20 protein-coding genes and 1 riboswitch are annotated in these 25,852 nt (G+C 69.7%); of the genes, 8 read left to right on the forward strand and 12 right to left on the reverse strand.

The genetic code is table 11. The features are described from left to right. Positions 1-4: 4 nt before the first annotated feature. The 4 genes from ACTMTI_RS40410 to ACTMTI_RS40425 are packed head-to-tail and all read right to left on the reverse strand — an operon-like array spanning position 5 to position 8,095. Positions 5-3,652 carry an amino acid adenylation domain-containing protein gene (locus tag ACTMTI_RS40410; protein WP_441126064.1) on the reverse strand — a complete coding sequence of 1,216 codons (3,648 nt, stop codon included), beginning with the start codon at positions 3,650-3,652 and terminating at the stop codon, positions 5-7. Beyond that, positions 3,645-6,506 carry an amino acid adenylation domain-containing protein gene (locus tag ACTMTI_RS40415; protein WP_441126065.1) on the reverse strand — a complete coding sequence of 954 codons (2,862 nt, stop codon included), beginning with the start codon at positions 6,504-6,506 and terminating at the stop codon, positions 3,645-3,647. The genes ACTMTI_RS40410 and ACTMTI_RS40415 overlap by 8 nt, the downstream gene beginning before the upstream one ends. A 48-nt stretch (positions 6,507-6,554) precedes the next feature. Beyond that, on the reverse strand, positions 6,555-7,385 hold the full coding sequence (locus ACTMTI_RS40420; RefSeq protein ID WP_441126066.1) for an SDR family oxidoreductase: 831 nt from the start codon (positions 7,383-7,385) through the stop codon (positions 6,555-6,557). Then, complete coding sequence (locus ACTMTI_RS40425; RefSeq protein ID WP_441126067.1) at positions 7,382-8,095, reverse strand: thioesterase II family protein; 714 nt, start codon at positions 8,093-8,095, stop codon at positions 7,382-7,384. Before ACTMTI_RS40425 ends, ACTMTI_RS40420 begins: the two co-directional genes overlap by 4 nt. 729 nt (positions 8,096-8,824) lie before the next feature. Between ACTMTI_RS40425 and ACTMTI_RS40430 the strand changes: the two genes are divergently transcribed. The 3 genes from ACTMTI_RS40430 to ACTMTI_RS40440 are packed head-to-tail and all read left to right on the forward strand — an operon-like array spanning position 8,825 to position 10,896. Beyond that, positions 8,825-10,135, forward strand: a complete 1,311-nt coding sequence (locus ACTMTI_RS40430) for a hypothetical protein (RefSeq protein ID WP_441126068.1) — start codon at positions 8,825-8,827, stop codon at positions 10,133-10,135. Between the two features lie 15 nt (positions 10,136-10,150). Continuing rightward, on the forward strand, positions 10,151-10,456 hold the full coding sequence (locus ACTMTI_RS40435) for a hypothetical protein (protein ID WP_441126069.1): 306 nt from the start codon (positions 10,151-10,153) through the stop codon (positions 10,454-10,456). Next, complete coding sequence (locus tag ACTMTI_RS40440) at positions 10,453-10,896, forward strand: YbaB/EbfC family nucleoid-associated protein (RefSeq protein WP_441126070.1); 444 nt, start codon at positions 10,453-10,455, stop codon at positions 10,894-10,896. Before ACTMTI_RS40435 ends, ACTMTI_RS40440 begins: the two co-directional genes overlap by 4 nt. A 71-nt stretch (positions 10,897-10,967) precedes the next feature. Here ACTMTI_RS40440 and ACTMTI_RS40445 read toward each other — a convergent pair whose 3' ends face one another. The 3 genes from ACTMTI_RS40445 to ACTMTI_RS40455 form a co-directional block, all read right to left on the reverse strand. Continuing rightward, a complete protein-coding gene (locus ACTMTI_RS40445) occupies positions 10,968-11,174 on the reverse strand; it encodes a cold-shock protein (RefSeq protein ID WP_397124443.1) in 207 nt (68 codons plus the stop codon). A gap of 199 nt (positions 11,175-11,373) precedes the next feature. Then, positions 11,374-11,847, reverse strand: a complete 474-nt coding sequence (locus ACTMTI_RS40450; RefSeq protein ID WP_441126071.1) for a hypothetical protein — start codon at positions 11,845-11,847, stop codon at positions 11,374-11,376. Positions 11,848-11,962: 115 nt separating this feature from the next. Continuing rightward, positions 11,963-12,592, reverse strand: coding sequence for a GNAT family N-acetyltransferase (locus ACTMTI_RS40455; RefSeq protein WP_441126072.1), 630 nt, complete (start codon positions 12,590-12,592; stop codon positions 11,963-11,965). Continuing rightward, positions 12,586-12,697: riboswitch (SAM riboswitch) on the reverse strand. It overlaps the preceding gene by 7 nt. Before the next feature lie 231 nt (positions 12,698-12,928). Between ACTMTI_RS40455 and ACTMTI_RS40460 the strand changes: the two genes are divergently transcribed. Next, complete coding sequence (locus ACTMTI_RS40460; RefSeq protein WP_441126073.1) at positions 12,929-15,091, forward strand: DUF6055 domain-containing protein; 2,163 nt, start codon at positions 12,929-12,931, stop codon at positions 15,089-15,091. 34 nt (positions 15,092-15,125) lie between these two features. On the opposite strand, the gene ACTMTI_RS40465 is transcribed toward ACTMTI_RS40460, so the two are convergent. From ACTMTI_RS40465 to ACTMTI_RS40480, 4 genes are read right to left on the reverse strand one after another with little or no spacing between them, the layout of a single operon-like run. Then, positions 15,126-15,947, reverse strand: a complete 822-nt coding sequence (locus ACTMTI_RS40465) for a carbohydrate ABC transporter permease (protein ID WP_441126074.1) — start codon at positions 15,945-15,947, stop codon at positions 15,126-15,128. Beyond that, positions 15,944-16,915, reverse strand: coding sequence for a carbohydrate ABC transporter permease (locus ACTMTI_RS40470; protein WP_441126075.1), 972 nt, complete (start codon positions 16,913-16,915; stop codon positions 15,944-15,946). Before ACTMTI_RS40470 ends, ACTMTI_RS40465 begins: the two co-directional genes overlap by 4 nt. 1 nt (position 16,916) lies before the next feature. Then, on the reverse strand, positions 16,917-18,203 hold the full coding sequence (locus ACTMTI_RS40475; RefSeq protein WP_441126076.1) for an ABC transporter substrate-binding protein: 1,287 nt from the start codon (positions 18,201-18,203) through the stop codon (positions 16,917-16,919). A 4-nt stretch (positions 18,204-18,207) separates the two neighbouring features. Further along, positions 18,208-19,170: a carbohydrate kinase family protein gene (locus ACTMTI_RS40480; protein ID WP_441126077.1), complete on the reverse strand. Its 963-nt coding sequence runs from the start codon at positions 19,168-19,170 to the stop codon at positions 18,208-18,210. A gap of 136 nt (positions 19,171-19,306) precedes the next feature. Here ACTMTI_RS40480 and ACTMTI_RS40485 point away from each other — a divergent pair, with 136 nt between their 5' ends. Genes ACTMTI_RS40485 through ACTMTI_RS40500 form a run of 4 tightly spaced genes read left to right on the forward strand, consistent with a single transcriptional unit; the run spans position 19,307 to position 25,294 of the window. Beyond that, complete coding sequence (locus ACTMTI_RS40485) at positions 19,307-20,062, forward strand: DeoR/GlpR family DNA-binding transcription regulator (protein WP_441126078.1); 756 nt, start codon at positions 19,307-19,309, stop codon at positions 20,060-20,062. Then, positions 20,059-21,399, forward strand: coding sequence for a 6-phospho-beta-glucosidase (locus ACTMTI_RS40490; protein ID WP_441126079.1), 1,341 nt, complete (start codon positions 20,059-20,061; stop codon positions 21,397-21,399). Before ACTMTI_RS40485 ends, ACTMTI_RS40490 begins: the two co-directional genes overlap by 4 nt. Before the next feature lie 5 nt (positions 21,400-21,404). Further along, positions 21,405-24,488, forward strand: a complete 3,084-nt coding sequence (locus ACTMTI_RS40495) for an alpha-mannosidase (protein ID WP_441126080.1) — start codon at positions 21,405-21,407, stop codon at positions 24,486-24,488. After that, positions 24,485-25,294 carry an endonuclease/exonuclease/phosphatase family protein gene (locus tag ACTMTI_RS40500; RefSeq protein WP_441126081.1) on the forward strand — a complete coding sequence of 270 codons (810 nt, stop codon included), beginning with the start codon at positions 24,485-24,487 and terminating at the stop codon, positions 25,292-25,294. Before ACTMTI_RS40495 ends, ACTMTI_RS40500 begins: the two co-directional genes overlap by 4 nt. 10 nt (positions 25,295-25,304) lie before the next feature. Here ACTMTI_RS40500 and ACTMTI_RS40505 read toward each other — a convergent pair whose 3' ends face one another. Continuing rightward, positions 25,305-25,775, reverse strand: coding sequence for a PPOX class F420-dependent oxidoreductase (locus tag ACTMTI_RS40505; protein WP_441126082.1), 471 nt, complete (start codon positions 25,773-25,775; stop codon positions 25,305-25,307). Positions 25,776-25,852: the final 77 nt, after the last annotated feature.

The following is a 25,852-nucleotide window of genomic DNA, read 5'->3' on the forward strand; positions in this document are numbered from 1 at the left end:
CGGATCAGAAGTCGAAGTCGAGGGCGAGTTCGGACAGGTCGTACGGAGCCGCGGCCACCGGCCCGAGTTCGCCCAGCGGCCTGCCGGGTTCGGCGAGCACGGCGTCCAGCAGGGCCAGCAGCTCATCGCGGAAAAGCTCCACCGTGGGCCGCAGGAAGAGGCTCGTGGCGTAGGCCCACCGGGCGGCATAGCCGCCGGACCCCGCTCCGCCGACCTCGATCTGCAGGTCGAGATCGAAGATCGTGCGCCGGGTGACGTCCGGCCGCCAGCGAGGCCGGCCCCCCAGGAAGTCCACGCGGTGGAGTCCGGTGTCCTGCATCGCGAAGAAGGTGTCGAAGAGGGGATTCCTGCCGGGGTCGTGCTGCTCGTGCCGCGCCACGAGGGCGTCGAAGGCGTGGTCCTGGTGATCGACGGCGGCGGTGGCATGCTCGGCCACCGCCCGCAGGTACGCGCGGAACGGCAGCTCGGTCTCCGGCCGGGTGCGCAGGCAGAGCGTGTTCACGAACATCCCCTGCGCCCGGTCCACGCCCGGCAGGTGCCGTCCCGACGCCGCTGTTCCGACCGTCACGTCGGCGCTGCCGCTCACCCGCCCGAGGAAGGCGGTGTACGCGGCCAGCAGCACGTGGAAGGGCGTCACCCCCTCGGCACGGGCCAGTTCCGCGATCGCGTCACTGCGTCGCGCGCCGAGCTCGAAGTCCAGATGGGCGCCCTCGGTCCGGCGCACCGCCGGCCTCGGCAGGTCGGTGGGCAGGTCGAGGGGCCGGACCGGCCGGGCGAACGTCTCGGCCCAGTAGGGCCGCTGGGCCTCGGACAGCTGCCGCTTCTCCGGTCCGTTCGCCCACTGCGCGAAGTCCCGGTAACGCAGCTCCACCTCGGGCAGCCGATCGCCCCTGATCAGCGCCGCCCATTCGGACATCAGCAGGGCCAGGGCGTGACCGTCGGTGAGGAGGTGGTGGATGTCCAGGACCAGCCGCGTTCCCGTGTCATGTCGTACCAGGGCCACCCGCCACAGGGGCGCCCGAGCGAGGTCGAACGGGCGGATCCAGCGCTCCGCCCAGGCGTCGGGGTCCGCGCAGCGCGGCAGGTCCACCTCGTCGAGCGTGACGGCAAGCCGTTCGCGGACGCGCAGGTGCGGCTGGCCGTCGCCGTCAACGGCGATGTCGGTGCGGAGGATCTCGTGCCGGTCGGCGAGCGCGGCCAGCGCGGCGCGCAGCGGATCCGGGTCCACCGGCGCGGGCAGGTCGACGAAGATCGGCAGGTTGTACTGGGTGCCGGCCGGATCCTTGAGCTGCTCGACGTAGATCCCTCTCTGCTGCGGCGACAGCGGGGTCAGCCCTGCGGCCAGGCCGGGACGCGGCCCGGCAAAGGGCGGACCCGTACGATCCGCGCTGCGGATGGCCCGGGCCAGCGCGGAGACCGTCCCGGCGGACAGCACGGCCGACACCGGGCATTCCACTCCGAAGCGGCGCCTGACCAGGGCGGCCAGCCGGGTCGCGGTCAGCGAGCTGCCGCCGAGCCGGTCGAGCGGGTCGTCGACGCCGATCCCGCGGACACCGAGCACGTCCTCCCACAGCTCGACCAGGACGTGCTCCACCTCGTCCCGCGCCGCCCGCCCGCCGCCGCGTCGTGCCGGGTCGGGAAGCGCGGTCCGGTCCACCTTCCCGTTGGCGGTCAGCGGCAGCGCGGGCAGCACCACGATGTGCGCGGGCACCATGTGCGGCGGCAGCACGCGCTCGATCTCCGCACGTACGCCTTCCTCCCGCAAGCCCTCCTTGCCCGTGACGTAGGCGCACAGCCGGCTGTCGAAGGGGTCACGGCGTTCCACGACCACCGCGCCGCTTACGCCGGACGCGTTCAGCAGTGCCGTCTCGACCTCGCCCGGCTCGACGCGGAAACCCCGCACTTTGACCTGGTGGTCCGTCCGGCCGAGGAAGTCGATCGATCCGTCGGGCAGCCGGCGGGCCCGGTCGCCCGTCCGGTAGAGCAGCCGTCCCGGCCGCAGGGGGTGGGGGACGAAGGCCTGCCTGGTCAGCTCGGGGCGCCCATGGTAGCCGGGGGCCATGCCGGCGCCGCCCACGTACAGGTCGCCCGGGACGCCGATCGGCAGCGGGCGGCGATCCTGGTTGAGCACATAGGCGCTGGCATTCGGCACGGGGCGGCCGATGGGCACCCGCGCGCCGATCGGCTCGGCGACGACGTGGACGGTGGAGATGACCGCGTTCTCGGTCGGTCCGTAGGCGTTCACCAGCCGTAGCCCCGGGTTGGCGCGCAGCACGGACCTCGCGTGGTTGGGGGAGAGCACGTCGCCTCCGACGAGCAGGTCGCGCAGCGGCCGGAACAAGGCCGGGTCCTCGTCGGCGAGCCGGCCGAACAACGCGGAGGTGAACAGCGCCGTGGTGATGCGCTGATCGGCCAGGGCCTTCCTCAGCTCCTCGGCGTCGAGGAAGGTCTCCCGGTCGAGCAGGTGCAAGGTGCCGCCGTTGAGCAGTGCCCCCCACATCTCCCAGACGGAGGCGTCGAAACCGGTCGCCCCGACCTGCGCCATCCTGGTGGTGGGGTCCAGGCGTACGTAGTCCACCCCGCGCACCAGGCGGACGATGCCGCGGTGCGGGATCGCGACGCCCTTGGGCCGCCCGGTGGTTCCGGAGGTGTACATCAGGTACGCGGGCGCGGACGTGTCACTGGGAGCCGGGTCTTCGGGCTCCGGCTCGGCCGACCAGTCAAGGTCCTCCATCGCGATGGTCCGCGTCCGGGTCGCAGCCTCCATCGCGATGCTCCGCGTCCGGGCCCCGGCATCCTTCGAGGCGATCACTAGGCTCGCGCCGCTGTCCGCGAGGAGGAAGGAGACGCGCTCCGGCGGGGTCGAGGGATCGATCGGCAGGTAGCAGCCGCCCGACTTGAGCACGGCCAGCGCCGCGACGACCAGGTCAGGGACGCGGGGGAGGAGCAGGGCGACGGGGTCACCGGAGGCCAGGCCGGCGCGCCGTACCGACTGGGCCAGCAACGTGCTGCGGCGGTGCAGGTCCGCGTAGGTGAGAGTGGTGCCACCATGCACCACGGCAGGATGGCCGGGCGCTCGCACTGCCTGTCCGGCGAAGAGCCGCTCTACCCTGATGTCTCCCGGGTAGTCGCCGGCGGTGTCGTTCCAGCGGTCGAGCTCGGCATGCTCCGCGGGCGACAGCGGGTCCAGGTCGCGGATCGCGGTGTCCGCGGGCGTGGCCAGCGCGGCGGTGAGGTGGTCCGCGTGGCGGGCGGCCAGGCCCGCGTTCCTCGCTGGGCCGGGCCGCAGCCGGAGTCCGTCCCCGTCCAGGACGAGAGCGAGCGCCCCCGGTGGGACCGGGTCCCCGTGGACGAGGACGGGCATGGGGCCGAGAGCGGGGTCGTACGGTCCGGCGGCGCCGAGCGCCCGCGTCACCGACGTCCCCAGCTCGGCGAGCGTCGCGCCGGGATCGATCGCGAACCGAACCACCTCGTCAGTCCCGCCACGCAGGACGCGGAAGGCCAGATCCCGCCGGCCGGTGTGGTGGTAGAGGATCGCACCCCATGCCGCCAGGACCTCCGGAGCCCGCAGGCCGGGCGGACCCGCGACGGGGAACGGCCCCGGATCGTCAGGGCCGGCAAGCCATTCCAGCAGTCCCCCGGTCTCACTCATGGCCGAGCACCCGCGCGAGACCGCTCACCGTCGGATGGAGGTACAGCTCGCGCATCGGCGGCGTGGGCAGGCCCCGTTCCCGGATGGCCGCCGCCAGCCGCATCGCGAGCAGCGAGTTGCCGCCCAGCTCGAAGAAGTTGTCGTCGGCGCCGACCGGCACGCCGAGCACCGACTCCCAGATCGCGGCCAGCGTTTCCGTGACATCACCCGAGGGGACCCGCACGGACGCCGCCGGCGCGGGCGCGGGTGCCGGCTCGGGCAGTGCGCTGACGTCCAGCTTGCCGTTCGCGGTGAGCGGCAACGCGGGCAGCGCCGTGATCGTGGCGGGCAGCATGTGCTCGGGCAGCACCCTGGCGACCCGCCGCCGCACCGCGGTGGTGTCGCCGTCGGCGAGCACCACGTACGCGTCGATGCGCGCCCCCTCCAGGTCGCCGGCCCGCGGCAGCACGGCGGCCGCCGCGACCGAGGCGTCCTCGAGCAGGACACGGCGGATCTCGTCCAGTTCGACGCGGAAGCCGCGAACCTTGACCTGGGTGTCGAGCCGTCCCAGGTGCTCCAGCCGGCCATCGGGCCGCAGGCGCCCCCGGTCGCCGGAACGGTACATGCGGCCTCCGCCGAACGGGTCCGGCAGGAAGCGCTGCGCCGTCAGCCCGGGACGGCCGAGGTATTCCAGGGCGACTCCCGCGCCGCCGACATAGATCTCGCCGGGAACGCCGCAGGGCACCGGCCGGCCCCGCTCGTCCAGGACGTACACGTGCCAGCCGGGCAGCGGGTGCCCCACCGACCGGGACCCCGTCATGGCTTCCCGGCGCGTCACGGTCTGCGCGGTCACGTGGACGGTGGTCTCGGTGATGCCGTACATGTTGACGACGCGGCAGCGGTCCTCCGGGTATCGGTCGAGCCAGTCGCGCAGCGGACGGGCGTCGAGCGGCTCGCCGCCGAACACGACCAGCCGGACCGCGAGCCGCTCCCGCCTGCGCCGATCGGCCTCCATGAGCTGGGTGAACGCCGACGGGGTCTGGTTGAGCACGGTGACCTGCTCGCGCGCCAGCAACTCGTGGAACTCATCCGGAGACCGGGAGACCCAGTAGGGGACGATCACCAGCCGGGCGCCGGTGAGCAGCGCTCCCCAGATCTCCCAGACCGAGAAGTCGAAAGCGCTGGAGTGGAAGTTCGTCCAGGTGTCGCCGGGACCGAGCCCGAAGTCGTCCTTGGTGGCGGAGAGCAGGGCAACGACGTTGCGATGCGGCACCAGCACGCCCTTCGGGCGCCCGGTCGAGCCGGAGGTATAGATGACGTACGCGGCGTCGTCCGGGCCGGGTGATCCGCCGGAGGCAGCCGTGCCCGCTTCGCCGTCGTAGGCCGCGAGTCGCTCGGGCGTGACGATGCTCAGCTGCTCGTCGGCGGGGAAATCGTCACCAGCGACGACGACGATGAGCCCGGCATCCTGCGCCATGAACGCCAGCCGGCCGGCCGGGTAGCCGGGATCCATCGGCACGTACACCGCACCGGCCTTGAGCACGGCGAGCATGGTGACCACCAGGTCGAGCGAGCGCTCCAGGCAAAGGCCCACCCGCTCGCCCGGCCGCACCCCCAGCCCGCGCAGGGCCGCTGCCATGCTCTCGGCGCGCTCGTCCAGTTCGGCGTAGGTCAGCGAGCGGTCCTCGCAGGTGAGCGCGACGGCCCCGGGCCGCTCCGCGACCCGGGCGGCGAACACCTCGTCGATCCGCTCCGGCCGCCGCTCCAGCGACCGGCTCGGGCGGCCGAGGCCGATCGTCCAGCGGCGCTCGGACTCGTCCAGCAGGTCGATGTCGCTGGGGACCACATCCTCGGGTGCCTCGATCAACTGCTCGTACACCCGGGCGACGTGGCGGGCGAACCTGCGAGCGGAGTCCTCGTCCACGTCTTCGAGCCGGTGGCGTACGTCGAGCCGGAGACCGCCACCGGCGGCGCGCGCGAGCACGATGGTGAGGGGGAACGGGGCGGCCTGGCAGGGGAGGTAGGTGTCTTCATCGGAGAGCCGGCCCAGCTCATCGGTGAGAAGTCCGGCGAGCACCCGGCCGCCGGGTTCGGCCAGATCATGCTGCGGGCCGCCGCCTTCGCCGCGAAGGGTCCTGCCGCTCTCGGCCACCAGCTCTCCCGCGGTCCTCTGACCGGAAAGGTCCAGCGTCAGCAGCATCCCCGCGTCGAAGGCCCCCAATGCTCCCGGCGGCCGTCCCGGGACGACGGCCAGCGCGCCGAGCACCGGATGACGCTGGTCCTCGTACCGTCCCACGACCAGCCCGGCCGCCACCGCCACCGTGGCGGTCGCCTGCGCCGCCGCGCGGATCGCCACGGTCACCACGCCCGTACGGTCGCCCGCCGTGGAGTCACCGGTGGCCCACTCGACGGATCCCGAACAGCCCGGCTCTCGCCGCCTCGCGACCATCCCGGCATCGCGGCCCGCCTCCTCAGGGCGGAACCGGTCGTACGGCGATCGACCCGTGAGAACCTGGGCGACCGACCGCAACGACGCCGCGTCCAACCTGCCCCGGTGCGCGACGAGCACGAGATCGGCCGGCCCGTCCGCGTATTCCAGCAGTACGGCCCGCAGCCGCGCGCCCCTCTCTGAGATGGGGCGGAGCAGCTCCGACTCCAGCCGCCGGCGCGCCGCAGGCGAGTCGCAGGCAGCGGGAACGCGCTCCGTCCACAATCGGGCGGCCTCCCCCCACCAGGCACGAGAGGCCTCATCGAAAAGCCGGGCCATCCGCACGGTGTCGGTGCCGCCGGCCAGCCGTACCCTCCAGGCGTGGCAGAGCGTGGACGGTGAGCGGGCGGCAGCGAACAGCCGCGAGACGTTGGCAGCTTGGTACACGGAGTGATCTCCAGGGATATGAGGGGCGTCAGGTCCGGTGAATGGCCGTCACCGCGTCGTGAAGCCTCCGTCGACCGTGAGCACGCTGCCCGTGACCTGCCGGGACTCGTCCGAGGCCAGCCACACGGCGGCGGAGGCGACGGCGTCCGGCTCGATGAGCGCGTTCATCGGCTGGGACAGGAGGAACGCCTCTTCATGCGCGCCGACCGGCACGTCGAGCGAGCGCGCGATCTCCGCCAGCATGCGGCCTTCGACCTGCGCGTCATCGCGAACCGAGCCTGGGCACAGCGCGTTGACTCTGACCTGGCGCGGGGCATAGTCCAGCGCCGCCGCCTTGGTCAAGCCGATGAGACCGTGTTTGGCGGCGACGTATCCCGCGAAATGCCGGTATCCCACCAGTCCTGCAGTGGACGCGATGTTGACGATGCTGCCCGAGCGCTGCTCGATCATGAGCTTGCCCACCGCGCGGATGGCACGCCAGGCACCGGAGAGATCGACGTCGAGCATCAGCTGCCACTCGTTCTCGTCGATCTCGTGGGCCATCTTGCCGGACGGCGCGGCGATGCCCGCGTTGTTGACGAGGACGTCGACGCGTCCGAAACGGTGGACCGCCATGGACACCGCGTCCTCCACCTCGAGCAGGTCCCGTACATCCGCCTCTTTGACCAGCACGGAGACGCCGGAATCGCGGCATAGCTCCGCGGTGTGCTGGAGCTGGCTGCGGGAACCCAGCGGATAGGGCACCCCCGGCAGATCCCGCGCGACGTCGATCAGCACCAGGTCGGCTCCTTCACGCGCGAACGCCTGAGCGCTGGCGCGTCCCAGACCGCGGGCCGCCCCGGTGATGACGGCCGTCTTCCCGGCCAGGCGCGCCGTCACCGTTCTTCCTGCGGGGCGAGCTCCGCCCCGATCAGCCTCAGCAAGGTCGCGGGATCGTCGGCGAGGTACATGTGGCCGCCGTCGAGCTCGGCGGTGGCGAATCCGGCGGTGGTGGCCCGCTCCCATTCGGCGATGTGGGACCTGTCCACCAGTTCGTCCGCGCGTCCTCGGAGCGCGGTGACCGGTATGGACAGTGGCTTGTCGGAGGCCGGCCGGTAATTCTCATGCATTTCGACATCCGCGCGGATCATGGGAAGCAACAACGATCGCATTTCCGGGTCTTCGAGAGCCGGATGCGTGTAACCGGAGAAATCGCGGACCCGCGCCAGGAATTCCTCGTCGTTCAGGCCGCTGGCCCGGTTCTTCCGCCCATTCCATGGCCCGGGGGAGCCGCTCACGAACAGCCGGGCCAGCCGTACCCCGGTCACGCCGCCAAGGCGGTGCGCCAGCTCGTACGCGAGCACCGCGCCCAGGCTGTGCCCGAAAAGAGCCACCCGGGGGGCATTGCCGATTCGCGCCAGCACCTGGGCGCATGCCTCTTCCGCGGCGCGTGCGGCGTCGGTGTGCGGGCGATCGGCGAAGCGCTCCTCGCGGCCGGGTAACTGCACCGGCAGGATGTTCAGTTCCTCGGGGGCGGATCGCTGCCATCCTCGGAAGAAGGACGCGCCGGCACCGGCGAAAGGCAGGCAAACAAGGTACGTGCGTTCCATGGAGCGGAGTTTCTCCGTTCGATCGTCCAGAGGCGGAATCCCGGCCTGGGAATGTCACCGGTTGGGTGAGTCTCTCCTCAAGCCGATTACCGTTCTGACCCCAGCCGGACACCGTGGGTAACATCCCCGGCCGGATCGTTAGCCTCTATCGCCTCCTCGTTCATCCATGGTCGACAGGCGGAACCGGGCCCGGACAGGGCGACGGGCACGGCCCGCGCGGCAGCGTGACGCGCCGCACACGCCGCGAACAACGGCCAAAGGTATGTAGTTTCGGACATGCGGTCAAGATCTGTTCCGAGATTCGTGTGGAGGTGCGGCACCGGTCCGGTGCCGTCCGCGTCGCCCGGCGAGACCGCCCCGCGGCGTGGCGGATGAGCCACGGCATCCGCTTGACCAGCGCAGATGCGGCGAATTCGGGCCTCGGCCGATTCCCGGCCTCCGAGCCGTCCGATCGGCTCCGGGCCGCTCCCCGGAGCGGGCCTGCCTGGCTTACATGTCCCTAATTTGGCCATACGGGTAGCCGTAGGTTAAATCTCTGTGTCAGAATCCGAGACAGCCGTTGATCATCTCGCACACTCGCATGCTCTCTCAGGGCTGCGAACGCTGAGCGGGAGCAGCCTGGGTGCCGGCGCTCGGCCTCCAGTGCTCCGCCTGCTGACGTTCGATCGAGCCTTGGTGGTGTCCAACCCGGGGTGGGGAGCCAGAGATCACATGTTTGAGGGGGGGGACATGTCCGGTCCAATGCCCGGGCCCCGCATACCCAACATCGCGGATGCCCTGCCCGACCTGCCCGACCTGCCCACGACGATCACAACGATCCCCAGCCAGCTCATGGAGCTCATAAGGACGGTCAAGAACGCCTTTTTGGCCTTGGGCAGCGATGAGGACGAGCGCCAGCTGCACAAAATGAGCCTGGCGAACAAGCAATTGGCCGCTGATCTGCAGACTGTGGGCGGGCAGTACATCGACCCTGCCGTCAAGCGAGGCAGAGACGAGTGGACCGGCCGGGCCGCGGAGAACTACGAGTTCAAGGTTGACAAGTACCTCTCCCCAGCGCAACGCGCTGCGCTCACCGGGAACCTGGGTAATGTCGCCGATGGGCTGGTCATAGCACAGCAGGTGAGTCACCAGACCAAAAACGCGTTCAGGGAGTTGCTGATATCCCTTGCCCAAGGGGTGGCGATCTGCGTGGGTCTCTCCATGCTCATGTCCGCCGCGGGCCGGGTCGCGTCGCAGGGACTGGCACATCGACTCACCATCCAGGGCGCGTCCATGACGGCGATGATCTGGAACCGGCTGCTCCTCCTGATGACCCGACTCGCAAGCCTCATGGCGAAGGCCATGGGCCAGATCTCGAAACTCAAGGGCCTGCGGTGGCTCAAGCGGGAGAATTTCGCGCTCGTGGCCGGGAAGGACCTGACGTTCGGGAAGTCGACCCTGCAGGGCATGCGGAACTTCGGCAAGTTGTTCGCCATCAACTACGCCGGCCAATACACGACCGTCGGCCTGGGGAACGTGTTGATCAAAGGGGAGAACTTCTTCTCGCCGTTCGGTCTCAAGGACGCGCAGATTGTCAGGACCTCGGCGTTTTCCGCGGGCTTCCCGTTCGGCTCCACCGGTTGGGGCAAACTGAAAGAAAGCCTCGGCAGGAAGGCGTACTTCGTCCCAGGATTCATCAGTGGAGGGGGCTCCACCGCGTACAACGACGTCATCGAAGGCAAGTCGCTGGGGCAGACGGCATTCGACGTCACGAAGATGGGAATCATCAACGGCACCTGGGGCGCCATTTCGGGTTGGGGCACCGGCAAGATGAATCTGCAGAGCGACGCCGCCCAGCAGGCGGCCAGTTCCTTTGGCGCTCTCATCCCCGGCGTCCCGGTCCGCGCCGCCCCGCAGCCCTGGGGGATCCCGTACGCCCCGAGCGCTGAGATGCCGCAGGTCGACGGGACCGCGACCCCGCGCATGCCGGAGCGTCTGAACTCCCCGCTGGACTCCGGCCTGGACAAAATCGAGAAACAGGAACGCAACGCCGGTCATTGACGCATGGAGGATGCGATGGGAAGTCCGATGGATGGGTTCTCCTACAGCTCGGGAAAGCTGCAGTCCGGCGCGAAGGGTGTCGCCGATTCGTCGGACCTGTTGCACAAGCCACGGGCGGAGTTCGCGGCGAACGCCGCGCAGACGGACTCCTGCTTCGGCCTGGTGCCCAAGGGTTCGGAGGAACTGGCCAGAAATTACCGGGCGTTCTACGAAAGCGCCGTCGAGTGGGTCGGAATATATGGGGGCAACGTGGCGAACGCGGGTCTGAAGCTGGGCCAGGTCAGGATCAACTACGACGCCGCGGACCGGCCAGGCCGATGATGGCGTATCCCACCGGGCCCGAGTTCAACCCTCTGGACGACCTGGCGCGGATCACTGAAGAGGCGGAGCAGGACCACCGCCGCTTCCAGGCCGCGCAGAGGGAGATCGAGACGATCAACGGTGTGGGGGACAGTGCGGCCGGCAAGGTCCAGGCCCGCGCCGATGCCGACGGACGGATCACTCAGATCACGTTCGACCCGCGCGTCATGAAGATGAGCAGCCGGGATCTGGCTGAGGAGGTCACGCTCGCGGTCCAGCGCGCGCAGGATGACAGCGCCCTGCGACGCGAACGCGTGCTCCGCGACGCCATGGGCGGCCTGCCGGCCACCCCGGAGCAGGCGCTGGAGCAGTTCGACAGGACCATGCAGACCTTCAGCCGGGCCATGGACGAACAAGAGTCCCGTCTCGACGCGATCTTCCGCGAGATGGACGGCCGCTAGGAGCCGGCGCGCAAACGGGTCGGGGCCCGCACCCTTGCAGGTGCGGGCCCCGACCGTTGGGCTGTGCCGTGTCAGGCGGGAACGATGTTCTCCGCCTGCGGGCCCTTCTGGCCCTGGACGACGTCGAAGGCTACCTTCTGGCCCTCGACGAGCTCACGGTAGCCACCGTTGGAGACGATGTTGGAGTAGTGCGCGAAGACGTCGGCGCCGCCGCCGTCCTGCGCGATGAAGCCGAAGCCCTTTTCAGAGTTGAACCACTTCACGGTTCCGGTTGCCATAATTAGCTCCTTTGGATAGGCGCAGGGACGGAATCCACACCGTGTGGATCCGTGTCGCTGGGATGAGTCCCATCCGGAGATGACCGGAAACAAAAACGCACCTGAAGATGTTCGTCAGGTGCGCACAAGTCTTTATGGGTACCACAACTGCAACTCCTTCAGTCTACCCGAGCCCTAGCTGTGGTGCAAACACCTGCCGTCAGGAGTGGACCGCTCGGATCTCCGTCACGACGAACTCGTCCACGATGTGCTGGTTCTGCACCAGATATCCGACCACGCCCGCCACCGCCTCCACACCCAGAGCGGCGCGCACCTGGCCGCTCAGGAGGTACACCAGGGGAGTCGACGGCTGGTCGATCGCGAACTGGCGGCCGTGGCGATGCACGTCGTGCAGGGCCCTGATCGGTACCGGCCGCGCCGAGGTGAACCACACGGCGACCTCCCACAACGGCAGCGCGGGATCGGCTTCGGCTTCGGCCGTGGCGTGGTAACAGGTGACGCAGCCGTGCCCGGCATGCTGCCCGTGCGGGCAGGTCCATTGGGCGATGTCGGCCCGGCTCTGGTCGTGGTTGCTCAGTATCGCCGCCTCGGTCACGCGGCGGCGTGCTGGTCGTTGATCCTCGGACGGGCGGGAGAAGTTGCTGGTGATGATCGGATCCCTTCGCTCCCACATTCCGATATCGACCTTAGTCCCCGATGACGGTTCCGCACATGGGCCCCCGCCGACGCGCGCCTGCCGATCTCGGCCCGCCTCCGCTGCCGCGCCCGGCCGGTCCGCCCATGCGGTGCTATCCGGCGTTCACGTTGGCGCTGGCGAGGCGGGTACGCAGTGCCGCCCTGACAGCCGGCCATTCGCCGGCGACCACCGAGAACATGGCCGAGTCCCGCAACAGTCCCTCCTCGCCCGGCGCCCACGAAGGTGACCAGCTCCGCAACACGCCTTCGAAACGCGCCCCCAGGCGCTCGATCGCGCGGCGCGACCGTTCGTTGCGGGCATCCGTCTTGAGATCGACCCGGGTCACGCCGAGGGTCTCGAACGCGTGGGTGAAGAGGAGGAACTTCGCCTCGGCGTTGATCCCGGTGCCCTGCGCCGATGCGGCGAGCCACGTCCAGCCGATCTCGATGGCCCGCAGGTCCTGCCGGCCGGGCCACGTCCTGGGATCCCAGAACGCGGTGCACCCCACGGCCAGGCCGTCCCGCACCCGTACCTGCGCAAAGGGAGTCAGACCCTCGCTTTCCCTCTCGAACTGCGCCGCAAGGTACGCCTTCATCTCGTCGGCTCGCGGCACCAGCGTAAAGCCGTACGCGGACCGGTCCTCCTCGGCGGCCCGCGCCAGGTCGGGCGCGTGGCTCATCGTGAGCGGCTCCAGCCGGACGAGTGATCCATGGAGCACGGGAACATCGAGCCGCAGGCTCATCGGAGTCCTCCTCATCGTTCCTGGCGTTGGCACCTTTCCCGCGTCCCCGCAGGCAGGTTGCCGGACCGTCACTGGGCCAGGTCCCTCGGATCCTCTGGATGAATCTTGATACGAGATCATGCCGGACTGCGCGAAAGGCGTCAAATGCCCACGAACGTGTGTAACTTTCATGCCGCGTCGGTGGCCTGGCACAGCTCGACACGCGGATTCTTCACGGATTGCGCTTCGGATCTTGACAGTTCTTGTTGCCGGCCCAACACTCGGAGCCGCCCGAAAAGTATGTGACATATCGCAGCGTGTTAACGCTAACACTGACCGTTATCCGGAGGTCGTTGAATGAGACGATTGCGGGTGGCCACAGCCGCCCTTCTGGTGCTCTTAGGCACCTTCCTGCTTCCCGCCGCACCGGCGGCGCAGGCGGCGGCCAAGACGGTTTACATCCCGTCGCGCTGGGCCAGCACCGGCGAAGTCCCGTGGGTCCAGGAGCGTACGAAGGAGTCGGCCAACTTCATCCTCCTGTGGGGCGACCGGTCGGGCACGAATCCGAAGACCGCGCCCTCGCCGTACAACTTCGATCCCGACAACATGCTCAGCCAGCTGGAGAACCTCTACTCCTTCTACGTGAACACCATGAAGTTCACGCCGGAGACCGGCCTGCTGGCTCAGCACAAGATCATCGTGATCGTCACCAGGACCTGGTCGAACGCGCCGCTCGACGCGTGGGCGACGGGCGGCTCGACCGACGGCCGGGTCGGCGTCATCAACATCGCCCCCGGGGCCGCTCTGCCCGGATCCTGGGGGCTGGCGCACGAGCTGGCGCACGTGTTCCAGAACTACACCTTCCTCGGCCGGTCCGGGTACGGGTTCACGCACCCGAGCGCCGGCACGTTCTGGGAGGCCAGCGCCGAGTTCATGGCGATGCAGGTCTACCCGAAGACGGCCGCCGGCGACCTCACGAGGTTCATCCGCACCGAGAACCTCGCCTACAGCAGCAGCCGGCACCACTACGGCGCCTGGATGCTCCTGCAGTACATCAAGGACCGCGACGGCCTGGCGATGTTCAACCGCCTCTGGAACGAGGCCAGGAACACCGAGCACCCGCTGGAGACCTACCGCCGCATCGCGGGCATCGACCAGGCGGAGCTCAACCGGCGGATGGGGGAGTACGCCCAGCGCAACGTCACCTGGGACTACTCCAACCGGGCCGACTTCATGCCGTTCATCAACAGCCTCTATCCGTTCATCACCGCCTACAACGGGGTGGCGGTGGAGGCGGTCAACGCCGCGGCCGGGCACTTCCGCATCTCCGACGCCCTCGCGCCGTCCGACTACGGCTACAACAAGATCCGCCTCGTTCCGAGCAGCGACGGCGCCCTGATCCGGATGCGGTTCAGGGGCCACGTCAACTCCGCGGCGCAGTCGGGCTGGTCGTACGGGTTCGTCGCGGTGAAGAACGGCACGCCCCGCTACGGCCCCGTCCACAACTCCTCGAACGGCGAGGTGACCTTCCAGACCCAGCCCGGCGAGAAGGACGTCTATCTCGTGGTCACCGGCGCGCCGGGAGCCGTGCACAAGTACGCCTTCCTCGACGGCTACCCGAAGAACTACCGCTACCCGTACCAGTTCCGCCTGCAGGGAGCCACTCCGTGGGGCTTCGAGCCGGGCCATGTACGGCCGCCCGCGCCGGGCAACGGCCACTGGCACTCCAACGGCGGCGGCTGGGTGGACAACCGCGCCAACGTGGCCGCCACCGCCTACGTCGGTCCGAGAGCCGCCGTGTACGGCAACAGCACGGTCAGCGGCAACGCCCGCATCGAGGATCTGGCCTGGGTCAACAGCGGCGCCACCGTCAGCGGCAACGCCGTGGTGAAGAACAGCGCCCTGGTCCAGGGCGGGGCCAACCTCAGCGGCAGCGTGGTCATCGGCGGTGACGCGGAACCGGCCACGGCCTGCGGCTCGGGGACGTACCTGATGTTCAACCCGGACCGCCGCTGCGACGGCGGCGCGGGCGAACAGGACGTGAACCCGGCCCACCCGATCTTCAGCGATGCCGACCTCGCCTTCGGGACCGGGGGAGGCGACCCCACGCCGGAACCGGTCAACCTGGCCGCGAACGCGACGCCCTCGGCCTCCTACACCTCGCCCTGGGAGAGCGTCGCGGCGATCAACGACGGTCTCGTGCCGAGCCCGCGCTGGGGCACCTGGCCGGAGACCGGGACCCAGTGGGCCGAGCTGACCTGGTCGTCGGCCCAGACGATCAAGTCGGCGGAAGTCCACTTCTTCGACGACGGCGGCGGCGTGCGCGTCCCGGCCTCGTGGAAGCTGCAGTACTGGAACGGCAGCGCGTACGTGGACGTGCCCGGCGCGAGCGGGTACGGGGTCGCGGCGGGAACGTACAACAAGGTCACGTTCACCGCCGCCACCACCACCCGGCTCCGGGTCGTGCTGCAGAGCGGGCAGGCCTCGGTCGGGCTGCTGGAGGTCCGCGCTTTCGGCTAGCGAAGTCTTTCGGCCAGCAAGAAGGGCGCCCTGGTCAGCCGCGCAGGGCGCCCTTCATCGCGTCGCGGATGAAGCCGCGGGCGAACAGGGTGAACACCACCGCCAGCGGCAGCACGGCGAGCAGGGTGCCCGCCATGATCATGCTGTAGTCGGTGTCGTGCGCGGTGTTGAGCTGCGACAGCGCCACCTGCAGGGTGAGGTTCGACGGGTCCACCATGACGATCAGCGGCCAGACGTAGTCGTTCCAGGCGCCGATGAAGGTGGTGATGCCGAGGAAGGCCAGGCCCGGGCGGATGTTCGGCAGCGTCACGTACACGAACTGCCGGAAGAAGCCGCACCCGTCGATGCGGGCCGCGGCGAGCAGTTCGTCGGGGACCGCGCCGCTGATGTACTGGCGCATCCAGAAGATGCCGAAGGCGTTGGCCGCCGCCGGGACGATCAGCGCGTTGAGCGTGCCCACCCAGTCGAGGTTCACCATGATGACGAACTGCGGGATCAGGGCGAGCTGGCTGGGCAGCATGAACGTCAGCAGCAGCAGGCCGAACAGGGCGTTCTTGCCGGGGAAGGCGAACTTGGCGAAGGCGAAGGCCGCGATCGAGTCGAAGAACAGCACGAGTGCGGTCACGCTGCAGGCCACGATGAAGGTGTTGAGCATCGAGCCGAAGAAGTCGATGTTCGACAGCAGCCGGCCGATGTTGGACATCAGCTCGGGACCGAACGTCAGCTTCGGCGGCACGGTGTACATGTCTTTCGTGGTGTTGGTCGCCATGACCGCTGTCCAGTAGAAGGGGAACAGCGAGATGACGACGCCCACGAGCATGGTGACGTGCAGTCCCACCCCGCGGAATCGGGTCACGACACCCCCTTGGGCAGCCGCTCGCGACGTGTCACGAGGCGCCAGTTGATCGCGGTGAACAGCAGGATGACCAGGAAGACGGCCCAGGCGATGGCGGCGCCGTAGCCGTAGTCGTTGTTGTTGAAGGCCTCGCGGTAGAAGTACAGGATCGCGGTGAGGCCGGCCGAGCCCGGACCGCCGGAGTTGGCGGAGTTGGCGACGTTGCTGGAGAAGAGCACCTGCGGCTCGGTGAAGGTCTGCATGCCGTTGATGGTCGAGATGACCACGGTGAACAGGATGATGGGGCGCAGCTGCGGGATCGTGATGCGGAAGAAGATCTGTACGGGACCCGCTCCGTCGATCTTGGCGGCCTCGTAGAGCTCGGTCGGGATGGCCTGCAGCCCGGCCAGATAGATGATCGCGTTGTAACCGGTCCACTGCCAGCAGATCAGCACGGCGATGACGATCTTGATCGTCCACTCGTTGACCAGCCACTGCACGGGCGACGCGCCGAGCCAGCTGAGGATCGCGTTGATCAGGCCGGCATTGGTGCCGAACACCGAGGCGAAGAAGATGGCGACCGCCACGACCGAGGTCACGTTCGGAACGAAATAGGCGATCCGATAGAAGCCGGTGAAGCGGACCGTGCTGTGCAGCATGTTGGCGATCACGAGTGCCAGGAAGAGCATCGGCACTGTGGACATGAACCAGATCAGGAAGGTGTTCTTCAGCGACAGCCAGAACAGCGAGTCCTTCATCAGGAACTCGAAGTTCCGCAGCCCCACGAACTCCATCTCGCCGAGCCCGTCCCACTTCTGGAACGCCAGGTAGACGGAGAAGAGCACGGGGAACAGCATGAACACCAGGAAAAGCACGAAGAACGGGGAGATCGCCAAGTACTGCGGCCAGTACGACCGCAGCACCCCTTTCTTCCGTTTGGCGTGAGCACCCACCTTGGGGGAGACCGCGGCGGGGCTGGTGGACACCACCTCAGCTCACTCCCTGGCGCTCGGCGACCTGCTTGGCGGTGGCGACCGCGTCGTTCCAGGCGGCGCCGGCATCCTTGCCCTTGGTCCAGACGTTGACGATCTCGTCCTTGAACGGCTGGCCCACGGCCGCGTCCGCGGGAGCCTCGTATTGGACCGGGACCTTCTTGGCCGCCTCCCCCAGCACCTCGATCGTCACCTGGCCGCCGAAGAACGGGTCGCCCTCGGTCATCGCGGGCATCGAGTACGTGGCCGGGCTGGCGGGGAACAGCGCCGCGTCGGTGAAGCCCTTGGCCGCGTTCTCCGGGCTGAGCAGCCAGGTGATGATCTCGAAGGCCAGCTTGGGGTCGCGGCACTGCTGGGTCAGCGCCAGGAAGGAGCCGCCGATGTTGGCCGGGCCGACCGGGTTCTGGGCCACCCGCCATTTGCCCTCGGTGCCCTGCGCGCCGTTCTTGATGTCCAGGGCCATCCAGGCGGCCCCGGATATGGCGGCGTACTTGCCGTTGGTCATGGCCGCGTTCTTGTCCTGGCCGTCGAACTTGGGGGCCACGACTTCCATCTGGAGGCCCTTGATCACCACGTCCCACGCCGTGCGGATGTGGGCCTGGTCGCCGATGAACTTGTTGCTCTCGTCGATGAAACGCTTGGGGCCCTGGCCGACGGCCACGTCCCACAGGCCCTCGGCGCCGTCGACGATGTAGGCGTCGGGCACGGCCTTCTTCAGCTTCTGCCCCGCGGTGAACAGGTCGTCCCAGGTGGACATCTCCGCCGACACTTCCTTCGGGTCGGTGGGCAGCCCGGCCTTCTTGAAGATGTCCTCGCGGTAGAACATGGCCGTCGGTCCGATGTCGATCGGGAAGCCGATCAGCTTGCCGTCCTTGGTGGAGCCCTGCTTCCACTTCCACTCGACGTACTGGGAGGCCAGCTTGTCCGCGCCGAGCGTGTTGAGGTCGATGAACCGCTCGGCCTCGTCCAGCATCGAGGCGATGTTCTCGCCCTTGATGCCGGTGATGTCGGGTACGAACTTGCGGCCGTTCATCGTGGTGACGAGCTTCTGCTTGAAGTCGCCGCCGATCACGGAGGGCTTCAGCTTCGTCTGGCTGAAGTGCTTGACCGCGTCCGCCACGACCTTGTCGCTGAGGCCGCCGCCCCAGTACCACAGCGTCAGCTCCTCGGCGCCGGCCGAGGGGCTGGCGCCGCTGCTGGCGGTGCTGCCGCTGCCGCAGGCGGCCGTCCCTCCGATGGCCGCGGCGGCAAAGGACAGGAGCAGGTGTCGGCGAGAGAGTTCCATTTGTCTAGCCCTCCAGAAGATCAGAGATGAACGCGTAGTCGCGACGGAGGCCGGGGGATGTGATCCCGCGCCACCAGTGGTCCAGGTCAGTCCAGGTGGGGGCGGATGTCGCCGCACCGGCCCGGCCCACGGACAGCGCCGCGGCGAGGTTGGCGAAACGCAGCCGCTCGATCAGCGGGAGACCGAAGAGCGTGGCCGCGACCAGGGCGGCCCCGAAGACGTCTCCCGCACCCGTGGGGTCGACCACGTCTACCGGCAGGCCCGGGACCTCGGCGGTTTCGCCGCTGGTCGCGTCGACCGCGATGGCGCCGTCGCCCCCGCGGGTGACGACCGCCAGCGGCACCAGGTCGGCCAGCTTGGCCAGAGCGGCGGAGGGGGTGTCCGTTCTGGTGTAGCTCATCGCCTCGTGGGCGTTGGGCATGAAGGCGTGGCAGGCGCCGAGCTGGTCGAGCATGGATCGCGGCCACCGCTGGGTCGGGTCCCAGCCGACGTCGGCGAAGACCAGGCCACCGGTGCCGCCCGGCCACTCGACCGGGTCAGAGCGAAGGTGGACGATCGCCGCGCGGGCCGCGGGCGGATCCCCGATCATCTCGTCCGCCCCCAGCGGCGGCGGGGCGCCGTGGGTGACCAGCGCGCGGTCGCCGTCGTACGCGAGCGACACCGTGGTCGGCGTGGCCCAGCCGGGAAAGCGGTGGGACCGGGTGAGATCGACGCCTTCCTTCACAGCGAGCGTCTCCCAGCAGTACCGGCCGAAGGGATCGTCGCCGAAGGCCGCCGCCAGACCGGTACGCAGCCCGAGCCTGCTCAGCGCGAACGCGAAGTTGGCGATCCCGCCCGGCCCCGTCGCCATCTCGCTCGTCCACGCCTCGGCGCCGAGCTTGGGAGCGTGGTCGAGGCCGGAGAAGACGACGTCGAAGAAGAGGAGACCGGAGACGAAGACATCGAGGTCAGGGGTGCTGGTGGCCATGGTGCTCGCTTCTGACACGGTGTTGCCGAGCAATTACGTGGATGGTGCCGCTCTTTGCGCGACTTAGCAATAGTTCGTTGAAAAATGACACAGTTTTGCCCTGGTCGTGAGCGTCTGTGCGCGATACGGTCCGTTCATGCTTCGGGACCGACGTCACGAGTTAATAGTGCGCATCCTGCGCTCGGATGGCCCCGCCACCGTGGAGGCGCTGGCGGAGCGCCTGGCCGTCAGTGCGGCGACGGTCCGGCGTGACCTGGTCCAACTGGATGAGCAAGGGCTGCTGCGACGCGTGTACGGCGGCGCCATGCCGATGGACGACCAGCGGGACGACCCCTTCGTGGACGTGGCCGCCATGCGCGCCGAGGAGAAGGACAAGATCGCGCAGAGATGCGCAGAGCTGATCAAAGACGGCGAGACGATCCTGCTCGACATCGGCACCACCGCCCACCGGGTGGCGCACTGGCTGCGGGGCCGCACGCTCACGGTCGTGACCAGCAGCCTGGCCGTGCTGGAAGAGCTGCAGGACTGCGAGGACGTCCAGCTCGTCATGCTCGGCGGGATGGTGCGCAGGGACTACCGATCGCTGGTGGGCTTCCTGACAGAGGACAACCTGCGGCAGGTGAAGGCCGACCGGCTCTTCCTCGGCACCAGCGGCGTGCGCCCCGGCGGCCACGTCATGGACACCACCGTGGTGGAGGTGCCGGTCAAACGCGCCATGATCGCCGCCAGCGACCAGGTGGTCCTGGTGGCCGACGTCGGCAAGTTCCCCGGCACGGGGATGGCCAGGGTTTGCGGCCCGGAGGAGCTGGACGTGGTGGTCACCAACGCCTCCAGCGATCCGGCCACACTTTCGACTTTGCGGGACTCGGGGGTAGAGGTGATCGAGGTATGAGGCTGACCATTCTCGGCGGGGGCGGCTTCCGGGTGCCGCTCGTCTACCGGGCGCTGCTCGACGACCACGGGAAGGGGCGCGTCACCCACGTCACCCTCTACGACCTGGACGCCTCCAGGATCGAGGCCATCGCCCGGGTGCTGGCCGAGCAGGCGGCGGGCATGGCCGACGCGCCGGAGGTGAGCGTCACCACCGACCTCGCCGAGGCGTTGCGCGGGACGGACTTCGTCTTCTCCGCGATCCGCGTCGGCGGGCTCGCCGGCCGCGCCGTCGACGAGCGGGTCGCGCTGGAGGAAGGCGTGCCCGGCCAGGAAACGGTCGGCGCCGGCGGTATCGCGTACGGCCTGCGCACGGTGCCGGTCGCCATGGACCTGGCGCGGCGGATCGCCGAGCTGGCCCCCGAGGCATGGGTCATCAACTTCACCAACCCCGCCGGGATGGTGACCGAGGCGATGTCCGCCTACCTGGGCGACCGCGTCATCGGCATCTGCGACTCCCCGGTCGGCCTGGGCCGCCGCGTGGCGGGCGCGCTCGGCGTGGACCCGGCCACCGTCTGGCTCGACTACGCCGGGATCAACCACCTGGGCTGGCTGCGCGGGATCCGCGTCGAAGGCCGCGACCTGCTTCCCGAGCTGCTGCGCGACGACGCCGCGCTGACCTCCTTCGAGGAGGGCAAGCTCTTCGGGGCCGAGTGGCTGCGCACGCTCGGCTGCGTCCCGAACGAATACCTGCACTTCTACTACTTCTCCAGGGAGGCCGTGGCCGCCTCGCGCGCCGCCGCCCAGACCCGCGGCGCCCAGCTCATCGAGCAGCAGCAGCGCTTCTACGCGCACGCGAACGGCTCCGCGCTCCAGGCGTGGGACAGCGCCAGGCTGGAGCGGGAGACCACCTACCTGTCCGACATCCGCGAGGCCGCGGGCGCCGGCGAGCGCGCCGGCGCCGACCTGGAGTCCGGCGGCTACGAGCAGGTCGCGCTGGCGCTGATGCGGGCCATCGCCCTCGACGAGCGGACCACGCTCATCCTCAACGTCCGCAGCCGCGGCACCATCGACGGCCTCGACCCCGAGGCCGTGGTCGAGGTCCCCTGCTTCGTCAGCGCCAACGGCGCCCGCCCGTTGTCGGTCGACCCGCTGCCCGGCCACGCGCTCGGGCTGATGGCCTCGGTCAAGGCGGTGGAGCAGGCGGTGATCGAGGCCGCCACGACCGGCTCGCGCGCCGCCGCGCTGCGGGCCTTCGCCATCCATCCGCTCGTCGGCTCCGTCGTGGTCGCCCGCCGCCTCCTCGAACGCTACGAGCGTGAGCTTCCCCAGCTCGGCTACCTCCGCGGAAGGAACTGAGACCGATGCACGATGACCGCCGGCTCGTTGAGCAGCGCGTCGAGCGGGTGCTGCGCGAGCGCGTCGCCCCCGCCGTCTACGCCGCTTCGGTTCCCCTCGAGCTGGCCGCCTGGCACGTGCCCGACGAGCCGGTGCCCGTCGCGGACGCACTGGCGGCGCCTTATGAGCCCTTTTCGGTTGGTACGGCCTGGGGCCGGCCGTGGTCCACGACCTGGCTGCGCGCCACCGCCGACGTGCCCGCCGAATGGGCGGGGCGGCGCGTGGAGGCCGTCTTCGACCTGGGCTTCATCGGCGACTGGCCGGGCGGCCAGGCCGAGGCCCTGGTGTACGACCTCGACGGCAACCCGATCAAGGGCGTCGAACCGCAGAACCAGTACGTCCCGATCACCGGCGGCCGGGCCGGGCTGCTGCTGGAGATGGCCGCGAACCCTGACGTCCTCGCGAACGGTTTCATTCCCACGCCACTCGGCGACAAGGCGACCGCCGGCGACGCGCCGCTCTACACGCTGAAGCGCGCGGACCTGGCCGTGCTGGACGAGGACGTCTGGCACCTGCGGCTCGACATGGAGGTGCTGCGCGAGCTGATGGCCGAGCTGCCGGAGCAGGACCCGCGGCGGCACGAGATCATGCGCGCGCTGGAGCGGAGCCTCGACGTCCTCGACATCCACGACGTCTCCGGCACGGCCGCGGGCGCCCGCGCCTGCCTGACGGGCGTGCTGTCGGCCCCGGCGCACGCCAGCGCGCACACCATCCACGGCGTCGGCCACGCCCACATCGACAGCGCGTGGCTGTGGCCGATCCGCGAGACCCAGCGGAAGAACGCCCGTACCTTCGCCAACGTCACCGCGCTGGCCGGCGATTATCCCGACTTCGTGTTCGCCGGGCCGCAGGCCCAGCAGTACGCCTGGGTCAAGGAACGCTATCCGGCGATCTTCGACAGGATGCGGGAGGCGATCAAGGCCGGGCAGTGGGTGCCGGTCGGCGGCATGTGGGTGGAGGCCGACGGCAACCTGCCCGGCGGCGAGGCGCTGGCCCGGCAGCTAGTGCACGGCAAGCGCTTCTTCATGGACGAGTTCGGCGTCGAGTGCCGGGGCGTGTGGCTGCCCGACTCCTTCGGCTACACCGCCGCGTACCCGCAGATCGCCAAGCTGGCCGGGATGGAGTGGTTCCTCACCCAGAAGATCTCCTGGAACCAGACCAACAAGTTTCCCCATCACACGTTCTGGTGGGAAGGCATCGACGGCACGCGGATCTTCACGCACTTCCCGCCCGCCGACACCTACAACGGCACCTTCCAGGGCGAGGAGCTGGCCCTGGCCGTACGCAACTACGCGGAGAAGGGCCTCGGCACCCGGTCGCTGCTGCCGTTCGGGCACGGTGACGGCGGGGGCGGCCCCACCAGGGAGATGCTGGAGAAGGCGCGGCGGCTGCATGACCTGGAGGGCTCGCCGCGGGTGGTGATCGAGGAGCCGGACGCGTTCTTCGCGGCCGCCCGCGCGGAGCTGCCGGAGGCGGCGGTCTGGTCCGGCGAGCTCTATCTGGAGCTGCACCGGGCCACCTACACCAGCCAGGCCCGCACCAAGGCCGGCAACCGGCGCAGCGAGCATCTGCTGCGCGAGGCGGAGCTGTGGGCGGCCACCGCCGCCGTGCACGCCGGGTTCGACTACCCGTACGCGGCGCTGGACCGGCTGTGGAAGGTGGTGCTGCTGCACCAGTTCCACGACATCCTGCCGGGCAGCTCCATCGCGTGGGTGCACCAGGAGGCCGAGGCCACCTATGCGCGGGTGCGCGAGGAGCTGACGGAGATCACCGCCGCGGCCACCGCGGCGCTGTCCGGAAGCGGCGGCTCCGCCTGGGTCTTCAACGCCGGCCCGGCCGCGCGTACCGAGATGGTGACGGCGCCCGCGTACCTGGCGGGAGAGCCCGCGCAACGCCTCGCCGACGGCTCGTGCGCCGTGCTGGTCGAGGTGCCGGGATCGGGCGCGGCCCGGCTCGGCACCGCCGCGCCGTGTGTCGCACCCGTCACCGTCACGGGGACCACCCTCGAAAACGACCTGGTCCGCGTGGAGATCGACGCGGACGGCCTGTTCGCCTCGGTCCGGGACCTGGTCGCCGACCGCGAGGTCCTCGCCCCCGGTGGCCGCGGCAACCTGCTGCGACTGCACACCGACTTCCCGAATCAATGGGACGCCTGGGACATCGACCGGCACTACCGCCGCCAGTACACCGACCTCGTCCAGGCCGAGTCGGTCACGGTCGTGGAGCACGGCCCGCTGGTCGCCGCCATCCGGGTCGAGCGCTCCTTCGGCTCCTCCAGGATCGTCCAGACCATACGGCTGACCGCGGGCAGCCCGCGCATCGAGATCGACACCGAGATCGACTGGCACGAACGCCAGAAGATCCTCAAGGCCGCCTTCCCCCTGGACGTGCACGCCGACCGCGCGGCGGCCGAGATCCAGTACGGGCACCTCTACCGCCCCACCCACACCAACACGAGCTGGGACGCCGCCCGCTTCGAGGTCTCCTGCCACCGCTGGATCCACGTGGGCGAACCCGGCTACGGCGTGGCCATCGCCAACGACTCCACCTACGGCCATGACGTCAGCCGTACCAGCCGCCCCGACGGCGGCACCACCACGACCGCCCGGCTGAGCCTGGTCCGCGCGCCGCAGTCGCCCGACCCCGAGGCCGACCAGGGCCTCCACCGGATGAGGTACGCGCTGGTCCCCGGCGCGTCGATCGAAGACGCCGTGGCCGCCGGGTATGCCCTGAACCTGCCGCTCAGGGTCGTGCCCGGCGGTCCCGGTCCCGCGCCCGCCCCGCTGGTCACCCTGGACGGCGGCGCGGCCCGCATCGAGGCGGTCAAGCTCGCCGACGACGGCTCCGGCGACGTGGTGGTCCGGGTGTACGAGTCGCTGGGCGGCCGGGCTGCCACCCGCCTGCACACCTCCTTCCCGGTACGCCAGGCCGAGCTGACCGACCTGCTCGAAAGGCCGCTGGACGAGCCGCTCGACCTGGCCGAGGACGGCAGCGTGCCCCTGGCGCTGCGGCCGTTCCAGGTCCTGACGATCCGGCTGACCCCCCGATGACCACCATCCGGGTCGCCACCCTGAACGTCTGGGGCACCAACGGCCCATGGCCGCAGCGCCTGGCGCTGATCCGCCGCGAGCTCGCCCGGCTGCGGCCGGACGTCGTCGGCCTGCAGGAGGTCATGCGGGAGGACGACTACTGCCAGGCGCGGGAGATCGCCGAAGGGCTGGGCTATGAGATCGCGTACGGTCCCGCCTCCGAATGCGACGGCCGCATCCAGGGCAACGCCGTGCTCAGCCGGTTACCCATCAACGAGCGGCGCGAGTTCACCCTGCCCCTCGGCGGCTGCGAGCCCCGGGCGCTGCTGTACGTGCTGGTCGAGACCCTCTACGGCGAGCTGCCCTGCTTCGTCACCCACCTGAACTGGCAGCAGGACCACGGCGCGATCCGGCTGGCGCAGCTCAGGTACGTCGTGGCGCGGGTGGGCGAGCTCTCCGGCGCCGACCTGCCGCCGGTGCTCATGGGGGACCTCAACGCCGACCCCGACTCCGACGAGATCCGCTACCTGCGCGGGCTCGCGGTCGTGGACGGCGAGAGCGTCTACTTCGCCGACGCCTGGACCTATGGAGGTGACGGCTCGGCCGGCGCCACGTTCGACCGGGCCAACGACTACGCCAGGCACGCCCGCGAGCCGTCCCGCCGGATCGACTACATCTTCACCGGCGGGGACGAGCTGTTCCGGGGCGAGCCGCTGCGTACCGCGCTGGCCTTCACCGAGCCGGAGTTGCTCGACGGTGTCCGCGTCTGGCCCTCCGACCATTTCGGCCTGGTCAGCGACATCGTCCTGACCCCGCGTACGGAATAGCGGACGCGGCTCACTCCCCGGACAACAGGCGCTCGGGGAAGCCCCCGGTCGCGATGGGGCCCCAGCGGTCTATGCGGATGCGGATCAGCGACTTGTCCTGGCGGGTCATGGCGGCGCGGTATTCATCCCAATCGGGGTGCTCACCGGAGATGCACCGGTAGTACTCGACGAGCGGTTCGAGGGCGTCAGGCATGTCGAGCACCTCGGCGTGCCCGTCGACCTGGACGTACGGGCCGTTCCAGTCGTCGGACAGCACGCAGATCGACACCCGGTCGTCGCGGCGGGCGTTGCGCGCCTTGGCGCGGTCGGGGTAGGTGGAGACCACGATCCGGCCGCCCTCGTCGACTCCACACGAAACCGGTGAGAGCTGCGGCCGGCCGTCCGCACGGGTGGTCGACAGCAGACCGTGGTGTCTGGGCCGGAGAAATTCGAGCAGTTCGGGTAGGTCGGTGCGGCGTGTGGTCGCGATGTTCGGAGCCATCTCATATGCCTTTCGGTCGTGCTGAGGTCCGATCCTTTCACCCGCGAATCCGCGACGGGGCTCGCGACAGGCCCGGT

This window comes from Nonomuraea sp. H19, from assembly GCF_052068215.1.
Taxonomy (GTDB): domain Bacteria; phylum Actinomycetota; class Actinomycetes; order Streptosporangiales; family Streptosporangiaceae; genus Nonomuraea.

What these genes read in the sequence shown, in the direction of transcription:
- ACTMTI_RS40410 (WP_441126064.1), bottom strand. Translation starts at nt 3,652, where the DNA reads ATGAGTGAGACCGGGGGACTGCTGGAATGGCTTGCCGGCCCTGACGAT.
- ACTMTI_RS40425 (WP_441126067.1), bottom strand. Translation starts at nt 8,095, where the DNA reads ATGGAACGCACGTACCTTGTTTGCCTGCCTTTCGCCGGTGCCGGCGCG.
- ACTMTI_RS40430 (WP_441126068.1), top strand. Translation starts at nt 8,825, where the DNA reads ATGTCCGGTCCAATGCCCGGGCCCCGCATACCCAACATCGCGGATGCC.
- ACTMTI_RS40435 (WP_441126069.1), top strand. Translation starts at nt 10,151, where the DNA reads ATGGGAAGTCCGATGGATGGGTTCTCCTACAGCTCGGGAAAGCTGCAG.
- ACTMTI_RS40440 (WP_441126070.1), top strand. Translation starts at nt 10,453, where the DNA reads ATGATGGCGTATCCCACCGGGCCCGAGTTCAACCCTCTGGACGACCTG.
- ACTMTI_RS40445 (WP_397124443.1), bottom strand. Translation starts at nt 11,174, where the DNA reads ATGGCAACCGGAACCGTGAAGTGGTTCAACTCTGAAAAGGGCTTCGGC.
- ACTMTI_RS40450 (WP_441126071.1), bottom strand. Translation starts at nt 11,847, where the DNA reads ATGTGGGAGCGAAGGGATCCGATCATCACCAGCAACTTCTCCCGCCCG.
- ACTMTI_RS40455 (WP_441126072.1), bottom strand. Translation starts at nt 12,592, where the DNA reads ATGAGCCTGCGGCTCGATGTTCCCGTGCTCCATGGATCACTCGTCCGG.
- ACTMTI_RS40460 (WP_441126073.1), top strand. Translation starts at nt 12,929, where the DNA reads ATGAGACGATTGCGGGTGGCCACAGCCGCCCTTCTGGTGCTCTTAGGC.
- ACTMTI_RS40475 (WP_441126076.1), bottom strand. Translation starts at nt 18,203, where the DNA reads ATGGAACTCTCTCGCCGACACCTGCTCCTGTCCTTTGCCGCCGCGGCC.
- ACTMTI_RS40480 (WP_441126077.1), bottom strand. Translation starts at nt 19,170, where the DNA reads ATGGCCACCAGCACCCCTGACCTCGATGTCTTCGTCTCCGGTCTCCTC.
- ACTMTI_RS40485 (WP_441126078.1), top strand. Translation starts at nt 19,307, where the DNA reads ATGCTTCGGGACCGACGTCACGAGTTAATAGTGCGCATCCTGCGCTCG.
- ACTMTI_RS40490 (WP_441126079.1), top strand. Translation starts at nt 20,059, where the DNA reads ATGAGGCTGACCATTCTCGGCGGGGGCGGCTTCCGGGTGCCGCTCGTC.
- ACTMTI_RS40495 (WP_441126080.1), top strand. Translation starts at nt 21,405, where the DNA reads ATGCACGATGACCGCCGGCTCGTTGAGCAGCGCGTCGAGCGGGTGCTG.
- ACTMTI_RS40500 (WP_441126081.1), top strand. Translation starts at nt 24,485, where the DNA reads ATGACCACCATCCGGGTCGCCACCCTGAACGTCTGGGGCACCAACGGC.
- ACTMTI_RS40505 (WP_441126082.1), bottom strand. Translation starts at nt 25,775, where the DNA reads ATGGCTCCGAACATCGCGACCACACGCCGCACCGACCTACCCGAACTG.